The sequence below is a fragment of the Sphingobacterium haloxyli genome, from assembly GCF_002980525.1.
GTDB classification, from domain to species: Bacteria; Bacteroidota; Bacteroidia; order Sphingobacteriales; family Sphingobacteriaceae; genus Sphingobacterium; species Sphingobacterium haloxyli.
In genome coordinates, this window is sequence record NZ_PVBQ01000005.1 from 206,429 (window position 1) to 221,318 (window position 14,890).

Here is a 14,890-nt window from a genome sequence, read left to right on the forward strand (position 1 = left end):
TACATAAATTAAATTTCTACATATTTCAAAATTTTGATGCGTCCCACAGCCCCGCACTTCTCCCGCATCGAGAATAGTTTATATGTGGCATTTAGATGTTAAAGAAGAGACAATACAATTGTGTGAACCCTTCCTTAACCTTAATTGTCGCATCCGGATTTTTGACGACTGTAGAAATCCTCTCCTTGCACTTTCCCTCCCTGTCAAACATCCGAAGCGACGAGCTTTTTGGTTCTTTTTCGCGGGGAAAAAGAACATGAAAAATTGATTAAAAAAATAGTTCTTTTAAAAAGAACGGTTCAATACTGCTATTTCTAAACAACTTGCTAGCGCAGCTGTTTCCGTACGGAGGCGACTGTTTCCCAGCGAAACCGGTTGATAACCTAAGGATAATGCTTGTTCAATCTCCGTTTCGGAGAAGTCTCCTTCCGGACCTATTAAGATAAGATACTTACCTGCCTGAGAACAAATATCCGCTAAATATTGCTTTTCACCGTCGGCACAATGTGCAACAGCTTTGGTAGTATATTCTTCCGTTGTTATCCGTTGGAAAAACTGCGACAGCGAAATTGCAGGATTGATTTTAGGTAGGTAGGCTTTAAGCGATTGCTTCATAGCGGAGATTACTACTTTGTTCAACCGTTCTATCTTTACTTCCTTCCGTTCTGAATGGGCAGAGATAATAGGCGTGATTTCCTGGATACCAATTTCCGTGGCTTTCTCTAAAAACCACTCCAACCTATCGATGTTTTTCGTCGGTGCTATAGCGACGTGCAAATAATAAGCTGGCTTCTCGTATGCCTGCGCTACGTGGAGTATAGATAATGTGGTTCGCTTCGGATGTGGATCGAGAATTTTGGCGGTGTACCATCCGCCGACACCGTCAATCAGATATATCTCGTCTCCCGCGGTTAAGCGCAACACCCGAACAGCATGCTTGCTTTCATCTTCGCTAAGCATAAATTCGGTATGGTGTGGCTCTATGGTAGGGGTGTAAAAAAGATGCATACTTTGTTATTCTTCATCCATATCGTCGTACGGCGTCTCCATCAATTCCAGTTTCACAAACTCTATGTTTTGCTGGGTTTTCTTGATAATCGTGAACGAATATCCGGCTGCTTCCCGTACTTCACCTACATCTGGGATCTTCTCAAAATAATGACTTACCAGTCCAGCCATCGTATCATAATCAGAACTTTCAGGTAGCTCTAATGGCAAATAGCCATTCACATCATGTACATTCGCTCCCGCATCGACCATATACTCGGTCTCTGAAATCTTTTCTACAACCGGTGTTTCCTCATCATATTCATCTTGTATTTCCCCAACCAATTCTTCGACAATATCTTCGAGGGTCACCATACCCGCCGTTCCTCCGAATTCATCTAACACAATGGCTATCTGCATCCGCTTTTGTTGGAACTCAGCCATCAAGTCGTTAATTTTTTTCGTTTCAGGAATAAAGTAGGGCTTACGTATTATATTCTTTAAAACCACCTCTTTTCCTTCCACAATGATCGGCAATAAATCCTTCGTATGGACGATACCCACAATCTGGTCTATATTGTCATCATAGATGGGTATCCGGGAATATCCTTCTTCCGTAGCTGTCTTAATAAGATCTTCCGCAGTAGACGTAATTTCGATAGCTGTAATTTTGGTCCGCGGAACCATAATGTTTTTTACAATACGTTCATTGAACTCAAATACGTTCTTGATCAACTGGTGTTCGTTAATATTTAGCGCTCCACTTTCTTTTCCTTTTTCCAGCAGATACTGCAATTCCTCCGACGAATGATGCGCTTCGTGCGCTTGGACATCGATACCTATAAGCCGCAATAAAAAGTTGGCGAAGCCATTGAGCAACCAGATAATCGGTTTGAAAATATAGTAAAAGAACTGCAGCGGTGCGGCAATCCGCATCGTCGTGGCCACCGGCCTTTGTATGGCGATAGATTTTGGAGCCAGTTCACCAAAGACAATATGCAAGAAAGTAATAATACTAAATGCAAGGACATGCCCCAAGTTTTTCGCCACTGTGCCTGTCAGTTCAACGTTGAATAACCCAAAAAAATCGTGAACAATCCTAGTCATTACGGCCTCTCCCACCCATCCGAGCGCAAGAGAGGCCAATGTAATTCCCAATTGGGTAGCTGCTAAATAACCATCTAAATGCTTGGTGATATTTTGGGCAATTTTAGCAACCTTACTTCCTGATTTTGCCTGAAGCTCGATCTGGGAAGCCCGAACCTTGACAATTGCAAATTCTGCAGCTACGAAAAAACCGTTAGCTACCACTAAAAATACCGTCCAAAAAACATCGATAGCCATGCTATATATTATTTGTTACCGAATTCTTTGTTATATAGTTCGATACTATCCAACAAGATTTCCTGCGCACGTTGACGACCGTGAATACCATCGACACGCACTTTTTTCTTCTCCAGCGCCTTATAGCTTTCAAAAAATTGAACGATCTCCTTCATGATATGGGGTGCTAAATCTTCCATATCATTTAAATAACTATATTTAGGGTCGTGTTTAGCTACAGCGATAATTTTATCATCCTGTTCTCCTCCATCGACCATATTCATTACCCCGATTACTTTGGCCTCTACCAAGGTCATTGGTAGGATATCTACCGAGCAGATAACTAAGATATCCAGCGGGTCTTTATCATCACAATAAGTTTGCGGAATAAAACCGTAATTGGCAGGATATACGACAGAAGAACTTAGAACGCGATCTAATAAAAGGAGACCTGTTTCTTTGTCCAATTCGTACTTTCCTTTTGAGCCGTTTGTAATTTCGATGATGGCATTGACCGAATTTGGCACGTCGCTTCCAGGAGCTATCTGGTGCCAAGGATGTTGTTTGTTCATTAATTACTGTTACTGTTTGTTTTATTTATTTGTTTGTTTTTTCTGTTCTTTAACCATCTTTTAAGCAGGGCGATAGCGATCGGCAAAAATGCGATAGCAATCAATCCAACGATGATATACTCTACATAGTTAATAATCGCGGGAAACTTGACCCCCAGAAAATAGCCGGTCAATGTCAGCAAGCTAACCCACAAAAAGGCTCCAGCGATATTGTAAAAGATAAATTTTCGAAAATTCAGCTTGACCACGCCGGCAAATATGGGAGCAAAGGTGCGAACGATTGGAACAAAACGCCCTATAATCAATGCAGTCCCTCCATATTTGTGATAGAATTCTTCCGCCATAATCACGTATTTCCGCTTAAAGAGAAGCGAATCCTTTCGTTTGAAAAGCATGGGCCCCGTTCGATAGCCGAACCAATAGCCCGCAAAATTACCTAGAATCCCTGCCCCGAGAATACCGAAATACATCGTTATGATATCGACATCAATTTTCCCTAGCGCGCAAAATAAACCAGCTAAAAACAGTAGATAATCTCCCGGCAAAAAGAAACCAAAAAATAGGCCTGTTTCAGCAAAGACGATCAGCACTACAATATAGAACCCACCATGGCTTAGTAAATATTCCGGATCCATCAATTGCTGAAAAGACAGCCACAAATCTTGCATAATTTCTATTTAGTGTATCAGCAAAGCCGATCTAAAATCTTCTCGTTTCTAAATATAGATGATCACTCAGCGTTCGTCACTTCCGAAATGGCTTCCCTGATGTCTTCCGCTATTTTCGTCATTTCATCACTTGGCAGGCTCAGTTTCGGACGAGCAAAGTTCATATCATCCACTTCATTTAATGGGATTAAATGAATATGAGCGTGAGCCACCTCCAAACCGACTACAGCAATTCCCACTTTACGACAAGGGAACACGTTTTTTATACCTTGGGCAACAATCTTTGCGAACACCCACATACCCATATATTGATCGTCATTAATATCAAAGATATAGTCTGTTTCTTTCTTTGGAATAACTAGAACATGACCTCTCGTTAAAGGGCTAACGTCTAAAAAAGCCAAATAATCGATACTTTCCGCAACTTTATAAGCGGGAACCTCACCTGACACTATTTTTGAAAAAATTGTTGACATCTTTTTATCTATTTATAGAAAAACAAACAAAGATAAAAAAAACCGTCCGAAATACGCGCATTGTTCTTCTAAGTTATCTTTTAAGTGGACAACCGGTATCTGCGTTGCGCCTTGAAGCCTCGTGTATAGTAACCAAAAAAACGGTTGCTCTATTTTGCAACCGTTTCAAATTATTCCTAAACGATGTGCGGTTATGGCAGAAACCGCACATAACCGTCCATCTTTTACCTTGAGATCTCCAAGATTTCGAACTCAACGACACCCGCCGGAACTTCCACTTGGGCGATGTCTCCTACAGATTTCCCAAGCAGCCCTTGCGCAATCGGCGATTTTACAGAAATCTTCCCAGCCTTCAAGTCGGCTTCTGTCTCTGAAACTAGCTGATACGTCATTACGGCATTGTTGTTCTTATTTTTAATCTTTACATAAGACAATGCCAATACCTTTGACGTATCCAGATTAGATTCGTCAATTAGGCGCGCACTAGCTAAGACGCCTTCCAATTTAGCAATCTTCGCTTCATGCAAACCTTGTGCTTCTTTTGCGGCATCATACTCCGCATTTTCGGATAAATCTCCCTTATCCCTTGCCTCTGCTATCGCTTTAGCGATATTCGCCCGGCCTTCTGTTTTTAGATACTGTAACTCTTGCTTCAGCTTATCTAATCCCTCTTGTGTGTAATAAGTTACTTCTGCCATATTTTTATTTTATTTATTGCAAAAAAAATTAAAAAAAGACAAGACCATACCGCCCTTTGCCAGGACAACATGGTCTTGCTCGTTGCATGCTAAGATAGCAAGCAACTTCTAAAAAAGCAAATTTCTTTTACGATTCTTCTTCGTCTGTATCAACAAACTTATAACCCAATCCACGAACGGTCTGTAAATAATGCGGTTTATCTGGATTGGTTTCGATTTTCTTACGAAGACGTACAACGTGCATGTCCAGTGTCCGTGTATTTACATTGGAACTATAGCCCCATACAACCTCCATCAGCTCCTCTCGTGTGATTTCTTTTCCCACATTTTGTAGAAAATAAAGCAGAATGCGGTTTTCCAAAATCGTCAATTCTATTTTGCGCCCGTCTCTTACCAAGGAATGTATGGTAGGGTGGTGTTCCGTTTTGCCAAAAGTATAGACATCGCTATTTTTCGGTAAGAAAAACCGCACTTTGTTTTCGATCATCGCCACTAACACATCCATGTTAAATGGTTTCGTAATGTAATCCGTCACGCCGTAGCTGTACGCATCAATTTTGTCTACGTCCTGTGATTTTGCCGTCATCATAATAATGATATTCTCAAAACCAGCTTGGCGCACAGATTCACATACATCAATGCCCTCTTTGCCGGGAAGCATCCAATCCAACAGAACGACATCAGGCTTTTGTTGGAGTATTTGCTCTTCAGCTTCGAGACCATTAGCCGCCTGAATAACTTTATATCCCTCTGTTTGCAGACGGTGTGTAACCAAAAAACGTAAGTTCTCGTCGTCTTCTATTACAGCAATCGTGATATCTTTACTCATAATATTATTTAGTTCTTTTTCGGTCCTAAAGGTAGAAGCAATGTAAAAGTAGTGCCTTCGCTCGGCACACTATCTACTTTGATCTCTCCCCCCATGAAATCTACAATTTCTTTGCAGAACGCTAAACCCAAACCAATGCTTCCTTGTTGGTTGAATTGGTTCTTTACTCTATAAAATTTTTTAAAAATACTATTAAATTCCTTTTTATTTATGCCTATCCCTTTATCTTTAAATTTTATAACAAAATTTTTCTTGTTTTGTTGTACGTCGATATGTAGGAACTTACGCTGCGGCTCCGAATACTTATACGCGTTGTCAATCAGATTCTGGAACACGCTTAATAAAAGCGTTGTGTCTATCATCATATGGTTTTGGACATCGATTGTATAGGTAAAGTTTAAATCAGGATATTTTAGTTTAACGGCTTCGAAAATTGGTTCACAGAACTCCTCCACCTGTACCTCTTCTTTATTGGGCTTGATTGACTTATTCTCAATTTGCGCAAATGACAACAATTTGTTCATCAAACTGTTCAGTTTATCTGCCTCTTGGTCCAAAATCTTTCCATACATGCGTTGCTCTTCCGTTGATAGCTTCTCACTACTCTGAATATTGTTTCCGGCAATCTTGATCACACTCACAGGTGTCTTAAACTCATGTGTTAGATTATTAATAAAATCATACTGTAGTTGAAACAGCCTACTGTTGATCGTCACGTTCCGATAAATCAGATAAGCAATCAAGATTAATATAAGATAGACAGCCGATATACCAAGGCTAACAGGAAAGAAACGCCTGTTAATTTCTTTATTAATAAAGCCCTCGGAGCTGGTATACTGCAGTTTATAATCGGACAACGCCCCTGGAAGCGATAATTCCGTCTGCCAATAGTAATGCTGATCGCTCACACTACCGGATACAATAGGCAATATCTCTATTTTTTCATATAAATTTTTGGCCACATTTTTAATTTGAATTTTGCTTGGGTCGATTAAAAACATGAACATATCTTGATCATATGCTACAAAATTTGTGTCGGGAACTGACATCATACGTTTATACGATAATAAATCGGAAATCCGCGGGATATTCATGTAGGTTACCTTCCCGGGGTTCAAAGCATAAAAAACCCGATAAATATCATCGTTCGACATGCTTGTCGATTCGTTCACCCGGTCCAGGAAGCCCACGAACTTTAATACCATGGTATTAAAATCGTCTATATAGGCGCGTGTCTGCGTATTCTCAGGGCGTTGAGCAATAAGCCTATTTTCTTCGTTTAAGTGAAAGGAGGTAATGCTTTTAGGGTAAACGAGTAGGTTATTGTATTTAATACCAGTCTCTACACTATCAGAATTCGTGATAGCGATATCGTAAAAAAGCACACGATCCACAAACGCATATTTCCGAATGATATCATTAACATACGATGCGGCTTTCGCGGAATCCAAATATCCTTGATAATATGATATTTCGGGAATCTTATCGTTAAAGAACTCATGAAACGGCTGGACCGAGCGATCAAACACCTCTACTTTCCTGTTATTAAACTCTGTCTCAATAAAGTTGGTGATCATCGAGCGCGCGGCCAGCATCGCAACACCGAATAATATAGTCACCAATATCACAAAAGCAATTAGCAACCCAAAGTTCTTTCGGTATTTAAGCTGGTTATATGCCATATTGCTTATAGATACTTCTTCAAGAAGGTCTCTACTTCCTGATAATAGTTTATAATGTTTTCTTCACTCCTAAATCGCCGCCCCTCCTCTTCTCTATAGATATACTTAATCGGCACGTCATTGTTTTTTAATTTTTGAACAAATTGATTTGCATCGGTCAGTGAGCTAAACCTGTCTTTCCCGCCTTGTGCAAAAAGTACAGGAATCTTCACCTTGTCAGCATGGAAAACCGGTGAAATTGCTTTGAATAGCTCATATTCCTTATTTGGGTTCCCAATTATGGTATAGAACAAACGAACGTACTGCTGATGGTGGGGTGGTATCTCTTTAAAATACGTAAAGAGATTGGTATATCCCGACATCGAGATAGCACACTTATAAAAAGAAGAATTATAGGTTGCCGCATGGAGGGCCGAATACCCACCAAAACCGCTGCCCATAATAGCGACGCGCTCTTTATCAACGATTCCTTGATGGATCAGCCATGTCACGCCGTCGATCATATCAGCCTGTATCTTTCCGCCCCACTCTTTGAAACCTGCGGACCAAAACTGCTTGCCATAACCCGCCGACCCTCTATAGTTTAATTGAAACACAAGATAACCTCGGTTGGCCAAGAATTGTACCTCAGCATCGAAATCACTTGTTTCGCGACGGTTGGGACCATCATGTACCAACACCACCACCGGCAGCTGGTCTCGCTTCCCAATCAGTGGATACGTCAGATAGCCATGCAATGTCAAACCGTCCCGACTTTGAAAGCTAACTGCTTCTTTTGGAGATAACGTCGTCATTGCTAATTTTGGGTTCATTTCTTCCAACAGTTCTGCTGTATCGCTTATAACATCATAGTAATAAATTCCACCCGCATGCACATCCGTATAAATTTTAACAATCCAATGATGCATATTCTTGTCCATGTCCAGTATATCAATAGACTGATTATCGAACTTAGCCGTCAGTTTGGCAAAATACTGTTGAAACGTAGGATGGAAAAAATGTCTCTTCACCTTGTTAATGGTATACTGACTAAAAATAAGCTCTTGTAAGTCGTAGGAATAACCGGCAGGCTCAAGGTCTACCTCTGGATTTTCAAATAATAATCGTTCTTCTTTTCCGGTAGACACATCATATTCCACCAGGGACAGTCTATCTCTATTATCATTAGATAACGCGTAGATATGGGTGTTCGAATGCTTTACAAAACCCAGGGGTCTGATCGATGTTTGATAGTCCGTGGTAGTAATCTGTCGAAAAGGCATATCTTCCTCCGCTCGATACAAGATACTTTCCTGCACACTATCGTTGGTCATCGCCAATCGTACCTTTCCATCTGGCGATGCAAACCATTTAGATATATTGCCAGGGTTGCGTGTTAACAGCTTGGGTTTGGAACCATCTACAAAAATTTTATACAAGTCAAACGCCGTCGAATCTCGATCGTTTAGCGTAGCGAGTAAATAATTGTCATGAAGGGTGTGTGGTGCCAGCCAGCGCAATCGAGCTTTCTTAACTGGCAATAACAATGTAGCTTTTTCGGAGTCGACCAAGATACTGTAAATGCGCAGGCTATCCTGTGGCGAATGGCTATTGGAATATACAATCAAGGAATCAGAAGCCCAGAAAAAATATTGTACATTCATATCCGACTGATAGGTAAGTTGCTTTGATTTGCTCTTGTCCTGTAAATCCAAAACAAAGATATTCCGACAATGGTCGTCTATCCCCAAATACGCAACTCGGCGACCGTCGGGGGAAATTTTAAAGTTACTTTTTTCCGGCTTAACGAAAAAGTCTTCTATGGGAATTAATTTGTTTGTATTTTGCTTATTTCCACACGAAACTGCACCTACAAACAAACACACAGCAAAAATCCAAAGCAAAAATCTAAACATATTCTAATCCTATTGCAATTTCAAATATTGTTATTTTTTTATAATAATAGGGTATGTGCAACCTTATTTTTACAAGGCTTGATTGTGACCCACCACCTATAACTTATAACTCCAATCTCGTATCTTTGCGTATGATCTTATATAACATCTCTATAATTATGGAGGACAGCCGTCATGATCAGGTGGTCAATTGGCTTAAATCGCATCTACGCACAAGTTCCTACGAAACAACGTTTTTGAAAATGTTGGATTCGCCGCACGAGGGACATACGTATTGCATCCAATTTCGTGCTGCAGACGACGACGCAATAGTCAAATTTCAAGAAGATGTGACGGCCGAATTGCAAACGTATTTAATGACCCACCACGGCGAAAAAGCATTTATTTTTGATAGCAAGATGCAATACTTATCATTAGAGTAACGCAGTAGCACGATTACTGCGACTACTTCTTTTCCGATGCTCTTTCGTAAACTGGATTATACACGATTTTAGGTGAAAGGTAGTGCAGTAATACCAGACGGGAATATCGAAGATTAAAAGGTGCAAAGATGAATATAGCCGCAAAAAGGACGGAAACATACAGCCAAGGCGATTCGCTCTTTGTCAACATAGCGGTGGCTAAGCCTAGTGTGACCACTTCAGCGACTGAAAAGGCATAGCTCACATACATGGCCGCGTAAAAGTATCCCGGTTCAACTTCAAACTTTAAACCGCAGTGGGGGCAGTGTTCATACATTTTCTGCTTTTTAAAGCCGTATACCGGCCCCTCAAAGGCCTTTCCGACCCTACATTTCGGACATTTGGACTGCAGCATTGCAGTAAACCTAGATGTTGTCATTTAATTAGAGTTGCTCCCCGAAAGGTGATACCTTTTTCGAATTGTTCTTCCGGTACTTTTTATACCACAATATACCGATTCCTATGGCAATTAAATATGGAATAGCCAACAGAAAAAGGATGCCGTCATTCAAGCCTTTTCCCTGCGTATTGCCATTGGCAGCACTGTTCTCTGCGTTTAAGGAGCACATTGCGCATTGGGCTGATACCTCGGTACAGCAAAAGATGCTTAATATGACGATGGTCATTACAAATAGAAATGGAGTCCATTTTGAAGTCATGCACAAAAATACCAAAAATTTATGGTTTAGTACAATTTGAACAGGTCGATTACATTTGTTCTTAATTGTAGCATTATTTTTCAATCGGAAAAATATCGAATCTAATTCCATATTTTTCCGCTAATATACTTATATTAGCAATATGATTCCTCGTGCAGCAACAGAAAAACTATTACAATTAGCATCTCTATTCAGAGCGGTTGCCGTAATCGGTCCAAGGCAATCGGGCAAAACCACTTTAGTGCGCTCCTTGTTTAAGGACAAGCCTTATGTTTCATTAGAAGATCCCGATACCCGGCAATACGCATTGGAGGATCCTCGCGGTTTTTTAGGGAACTATCCCGACGGAGCTATTTTGGATGAGGTACAACGTACACCCGATTTATTCTCCTATTTACAGGGCATCCTCGATGAGCGAAACAGAATGGGCGAATTTATATTAACGGGTTCAAACAACTTTTTACTACAACAGAATATTACGCAAAGCCTAGCCGGCAGGGTGGCTTATCTACAGTTATTGCCTTTTTCATTACAGGAATTATATAACCGGGATGCTCCCGAATTGATGAAGCAGGATACGGTGTTGCTACAGGGAGGTTATCCGCCGCTACACGACCACGGTATCCCACCAATGGACTGGTTCCCTAACTACTTACGCACCTATATCGAACGGGACGTACGGCAAATCAAAAATGTTACGGACCTGATTGTTTTCGAGCGATTCGTCCGTTTACTCGCTGGCCGATCCGGACAGGAGCTAAACATTACGCCATTAGCGGTAGAAGTTGGGGTAGATATCAAAACAATACAATCGTGGATAGGTATCCTTGAAAGTAGTTTCATCATATTCCTGCTCCGCCCACATTTTAAAAATTTCAACAAGACCATTGTCAAAAGACCGAAAATCTATTTCTATGACACGGGCTTGGTATGTTCGCTGCTGGGAATAACACAAGAAAAACAGTTGGAAACGCACCCGCTTAGAGGAAATATATTCGAAACATGCGTAGTTTCAGATTTAATCAAAAAGAGGACAAATAACGGGAGGGAAATCAACCTCTATTACTGGCGTGACAAAACAGGCCGTGAAGTAGATCTAGTGATTGATAATGTCGACCACCTAACCCCTGTAGAAATTAAATCCGGGAAGACCGTCCATACTGATTTCTTCAAGAACCTCCTCTACTGGATGGAACTTAGCGATACAAAAAACGGCTTTGTCCTATACGGAGGCGACCAAAATCAATCCCGAAGCAGTGGAATACAGGTGAGCAGCTGGCGTGACTTGACCTTGGAAAATTTTATGTCGTAATTTATTTTTACAGCTGTCAAATTTCTACTTCAACAAAACATTAAACCGTTCCCAAAAGCCATCAACCGGTAGCTTTGCGATAAGCGTTGACTGTTCGTCCTTAATGGGGTGAATAAATTCCAGCGAACGGGAATGCAGGCAAATTGTACGACGTAGGCTTCCCCTTGGATATCCATACTTGTTGTCTCCCACAATGGGACATCCCATATAGGCAAGTTGGGCCCGAATCTGGTGCGTGCGCCCGGTGAGAGGTGACACCTTTAATAGATAATAGCCATCAAGTACGCCAAGGACCTCGTAATCCAATTGTGCAACGCTTCCCCCCTTCACTTCCCGATCGTAGGCTTTGGTGATCATTTTCTTACGGTCTCGCAATAACCAGTTCCTCAAGGTATCTGTGTCTTTTGGAGGACGGGTACGCACCACCGCTAAATAGGTTTTAGATACTTTTCGATCGTGAAACATACGATTCATTCTATCCAGACCTTTACTCGTTTTTGCAAAAAGAATCATACCGCTAACCGGTCTATCCAACCGATGGATAACTCCCACAAAAGCACCATTTGGTTTTTGGTATTTGGCAGTGAGATAGGTATTGACCATATCTTCCAACGACTTGTCACCTGTATTATCTACCTGTACAATATCACCAGCGCGTTTGTTGATCGCTATATAGTGATTGTCTTCGTAGATAACATCTTTATCCGATAAGTCCATCCAAATAAGTTATAAAGAGTCTTTAGCGGCTTTCTCTTGTTCTTTCTGTTGTTTTTTAAAATAGCCTCTGAACAGAAAATTGCTTTGTAACGCTTTCATGTTGTCATCCAATTTCGCAGTGCTGCCATTCAGATTCCGCAATATTTGCCGAATTTCCTCCGCAGCGTCGGGATCATTGGTCAGTACACCGAGGGCATTATCTTTGTCATTTAGACGTGCGGAAGTCGCGTTCAGATTTTCCATCAAGGCCGATGCCGTTTCTGTTACACCTTGCAATTGCGCTGCTGACTCCCGTAAACTTGCGAAAACGATTGTGTCCGTTGTCAGCTCATGGATCAGCCCTTGATTACTGTTTAATTTGTTCATCAAAACAACCAGGTTAGCAGAAGCTTTATTGACATCCTCCATCGTTTTATCTAACCCTTGTACGGTACTTTTTAAAGAAAGTGCAATAGTTGAATCGGTCATTAACGCGCCTACCGTCCCCTTTCCTTCCACCATTTGTTTGGAAAGAATGGCAAAGTTTTTTGTTATTTCGACCAGATTCTCGTTGTTTGTCTGTAATGTTGCGAACATGGCATCCGTGTCCGTACCACCCACCGATTTAATGACATCGCCGTCTCTTATCGGTGGAACCTCATCCGATCCTCCCACCAAGTTGACGATAGCATTTCCGATCAATCCATCGGAACCTAGTTTGGCGACAACATCTTCCCGAATAAACTGACTGGATTTCTCCTCAATGTGCATAACGACTTTCACGTCGTTGATGCTCTGGAATTTTATTTCTTTGACGATCCCAACTTTAACTCCTGAAAACCAGACGTTATTCCCTACTTTCAATCCCTTTACATCATGAAAATAGGTCGTCACGATCAAATTTTTGCTGAATTTGTTTTGTTGTGTACCCAATACCAAAATACCCGCCACCAAAATAATCAAGCCAATCAGGACAAATAATCCTACTGTAAGCGAACGCTTCCTTTCGTTTGTACTCATATATCTTTAAACAATAAAATTATAATCATAAAAAGGTTTCACCCGTTCATCATCTGTATCAAAAATCTCCTCGAATGTCCCCTGTCTTTCAAATTTACCATCCAACAGCATCACCATTCTATCTCCTACCATCTTTGCACACGACAAATCGTGCGTAATGATAATGGACGAGGTTTGATATTGTTCTTGCACCTGATTTATCAAAGAATTGATATCCAAACAAGTCAATGGATCTAGCCCCGCCGTGGGCTCATCATACAACATAATATCCGGACGCAATATCAGCGTGCGGGCAATCCCGATACGCTTACGTTGTCCACCTGATAGTTCGGACGGCATCTGATTTATAGCCTGCGCTAATCCTACGCCCTCTAACACTTCTTCTACCTCTTTATTTATTTCAGACCTTGTTAACTTACGCTTGTTTCTCACCAAAGGAAATTCCAGGTTCTCCCGCACGGTCATACTGTCGTATAGCGCGCTATTCTGAAAAGAGAAACCGATGCGTTGCCGCAAAACCCGTAACTCTCGTTCATCCAGATGGTTAACAATTTCTCCAAGCACCTGAATATCTCCCTTGTCTGGTTTTAGCAAACCCGATATAAGTTTAATAAGCACTGATTTTCCTGTTCCCGAACGTCCTAAGACAACCAGGTTTTCGCCATTAAATAGCTGGAGGTCTACATTTCGTAGTACATGCAGATCGCCAAACGATTTACTGACGTTGTCGACCTGGATAACGACATCTTCATGATTGATATTTACTTTCTTTTTTTCCATAATCGTTTAACCAATCAATGAAAGCAATTGAACGATAAGCAACTCCTCAATAAACACAAGAAACATAGACGATACGACCGCAGCATTCGCCGCTTTACCGACCCCTTCTGTTCCTTTAGAAGAATAATACCCCACATAGGTACTGGCAAAGCCGATGGTGAATCCAAAGACCACCGCCCGCAAGACCATCGCGAAAACATCTTTGGCTGCAATAGACTCGAAAACTTGGGTAAAAAAGGCTAAAATACTTAAATCATCTTTGGTAGCAATACTCAAATAGCCTCCCAATAAACCGATGCCTGCTACATAAAAACAGAGTACCGGGATCATCGTGGTTGTGGCAATGATGCGGGTGGAGATTAAAAATTTTGTAGGGTTTGTACCCGAAACTTCCATGGCGTCAATCTGCTCGGTCACATTCATCGAACTCAGCTCTGCCCCAATTTGGGAACCTACCTTGCCCGAAGCAATCAACGCTGTAACCAAAGGGGCTAATGCCCGAACAATTGCAATGGATATTAAATTCGGAAGCCAGGAAGTGGCACCAAAATCTTCGAGAGAAGGCCGCGATTGTTTGGTAAATACAAAACCTACAATAAAGCCTGTTAAACTGATCAATGGGAACGATTTCCATCCGATTTCGTAACACTGCCGGATAATCTCTTTAAATTCATAAGGAGGAGATACCGCTTCTCGCAAGAAACTCATCATGAAGCGATGGATTCTAGCGAATTCGATAAGTAGTTTTTCTATTTTACGTCCCATTTATGTATGAGGTTTTCCAAAGAAGTACTCGGCAAAGATAAAAACTTTTGTGAACATCAACACGATC

The 14,890-nt window shown here is 41.2% G+C and carries 17 protein-coding genes; 2 read left to right on the plus strand and 15 right to left on the minus strand.

Translation table 11 applies throughout. The features are described 5' to 3' along the window. Positions 1 to 285: 285 nt before the first annotated feature. The 9 genes from C5745_RS08120 to C5745_RS08165 all read right to left on the minus strand — a co-directional run bounded on the left by C5745_RS08120 (position 286) and on the right by C5745_RS08165 (position 9,130). The gene (locus C5745_RS08120) at positions 286 to 1,008 is read right to left on the minus strand and encodes a 16S rRNA (uracil(1498)-N(3))-methyltransferase (RefSeq protein WP_105716494.1); all 723 of its coding nucleotides are present in this window, start codon (positions 1,006 to 1,008) and stop codon (positions 286 to 288) included. A gap of 6 nt (positions 1,009 to 1,014) precedes the next feature. Further along, positions 1,015 to 2,331 (minus strand): hemolysin family protein, encoded by a 1,317-nt coding sequence (locus C5745_RS08125; protein WP_105716495.1) that lies wholly within the window; start codon positions 2,329 to 2,331, stop codon positions 1,015 to 1,017. An 8-nt stretch (positions 2,332 to 2,339) separates the two neighbouring features. Next, positions 2,340 to 2,882 (minus strand): inorganic diphosphatase, encoded by a 543-nt coding sequence (locus C5745_RS08130; RefSeq protein WP_105716496.1) that lies wholly within the window; start codon positions 2,880 to 2,882, stop codon positions 2,340 to 2,342. After that, positions 2,882 to 3,550, minus strand: a complete 669-nt coding sequence (locus C5745_RS08135; RefSeq protein WP_105716497.1) for a DedA family protein — start codon at positions 3,548 to 3,550, stop codon at positions 2,882 to 2,884. Before C5745_RS08135 ends, C5745_RS08130 begins: the two co-directional genes overlap by 1 nt. A gap of 62 nt (positions 3,551 to 3,612) precedes the next feature. Further along, on the minus strand, positions 3,613 to 4,026 hold the full coding sequence (locus tag C5745_RS08140) for an HIT family protein (RefSeq protein WP_105716498.1): 414 nt from the start codon (positions 4,024 to 4,026) through the stop codon (positions 3,613 to 3,615). Between the two features lie 224 nt (positions 4,027 to 4,250). Next, positions 4,251 to 4,724, minus strand: a complete 474-nt coding sequence (gene greA / locus C5745_RS08150; protein WP_105716500.1) for a transcription elongation factor GreA — start codon at positions 4,722 to 4,724, stop codon at positions 4,251 to 4,253. A 127-nt stretch (positions 4,725 to 4,851) separates the two neighbouring features. After that, positions 4,852 to 5,553, minus strand: a complete 702-nt coding sequence (locus C5745_RS08155) for a response regulator transcription factor (protein ID WP_105716501.1) — start codon at positions 5,551 to 5,553, stop codon at positions 4,852 to 4,854. 8 nt (positions 5,554 to 5,561) lie between these two features. Beyond that, positions 5,562 to 7,235 carry a sensor histidine kinase gene (locus tag C5745_RS08160; protein WP_105716502.1) on the minus strand — a complete coding sequence of 558 codons (1,674 nt, stop codon included), beginning with the start codon at positions 7,233 to 7,235 and terminating at the stop codon, positions 5,562 to 5,564. A 5-nt stretch (positions 7,236 to 7,240) separates the two neighbouring features. Continuing rightward, a complete protein-coding gene (locus C5745_RS08165) occupies positions 7,241 to 9,130 on the minus strand; it encodes a S9 family peptidase (RefSeq protein WP_105716503.1) in 1,890 nt (629 codons plus the stop codon). A 131-nt stretch (positions 9,131 to 9,261) separates the two neighbouring features. Between C5745_RS08165 and C5745_RS08170 the strand changes: the two genes are divergently transcribed. Further along, positions 9,262 to 9,552, plus strand: a complete 291-nt coding sequence (locus C5745_RS08170; protein ID WP_262508121.1) for a DUF4286 family protein — start codon at positions 9,262 to 9,264, stop codon at positions 9,550 to 9,552. 22 nt (positions 9,553 to 9,574) lie between these two features. Here C5745_RS08170 and C5745_RS08175 read toward each other — a convergent pair whose 3' ends face one another. Together C5745_RS08175 and C5745_RS08180 are read right to left on the minus strand one after the other, a co-directional pair. Next, positions 9,575 to 9,970 carry a DUF983 domain-containing protein gene (locus C5745_RS08175; RefSeq protein WP_105716505.1) on the minus strand — a complete coding sequence of 132 codons (396 nt, stop codon included), beginning with the start codon at positions 9,968 to 9,970 and terminating at the stop codon, positions 9,575 to 9,577. Between the two features lie 4 nt (positions 9,971 to 9,974). Further along, the gene (locus C5745_RS08180; protein WP_243403285.1) at positions 9,975 to 10,160 is read right to left on the minus strand and encodes a hypothetical protein; all 186 of its coding nucleotides are present in this window, start codon (positions 10,158 to 10,160) and stop codon (positions 9,975 to 9,977) included. A gap of 232 nt (positions 10,161 to 10,392) precedes the next feature. Here C5745_RS08180 and C5745_RS08185 point away from each other — a divergent pair, with 232 nt between their 5' ends. Next, on the plus strand, positions 10,393 to 11,562 hold the full coding sequence (locus C5745_RS08185) for an ATP-binding protein (protein ID WP_105716506.1): 1,170 nt from the start codon (positions 10,393 to 10,395) through the stop codon (positions 11,560 to 11,562). A gap of 24 nt (positions 11,563 to 11,586) precedes the next feature. On the opposite strand, the gene C5745_RS08190 is transcribed toward C5745_RS08185, so the two are convergent. Genes C5745_RS08190 through C5745_RS08205 form a run of 4 tightly spaced genes read right to left on the minus strand, consistent with a single transcriptional unit; the run spans position 11,587 to position 14,823 of the window. After that, positions 11,587 to 12,279 carry an RluA family pseudouridine synthase gene (locus C5745_RS08190; RefSeq protein ID WP_105716507.1) on the minus strand — a complete coding sequence of 231 codons (693 nt, stop codon included), beginning with the start codon at positions 12,277 to 12,279 and terminating at the stop codon, positions 11,587 to 11,589. 9 nt (positions 12,280 to 12,288) lie between these two features. Next, positions 12,289 to 13,278: an MlaD family protein gene (locus C5745_RS08195; protein ID WP_105716508.1), complete on the minus strand. Its 990-nt coding sequence runs from the start codon at positions 13,276 to 13,278 to the stop codon at positions 12,289 to 12,291. A 6-nt stretch (positions 13,279 to 13,284) separates the two neighbouring features. After that, positions 13,285 to 14,058, minus strand: coding sequence for an ABC transporter ATP-binding protein (locus C5745_RS08200; protein ID WP_105716509.1), 774 nt, complete (start codon positions 14,056 to 14,058; stop codon positions 13,285 to 13,287). A gap of 6 nt (positions 14,059 to 14,064) precedes the next feature. After that, positions 14,065 to 14,823, minus strand: a complete 759-nt coding sequence (locus C5745_RS08205; protein ID WP_105716510.1) for an MlaE family ABC transporter permease — start codon at positions 14,821 to 14,823, stop codon at positions 14,065 to 14,067. Between the last annotated feature and the right edge of the window lie 67 nt (positions 14,824 to 14,890).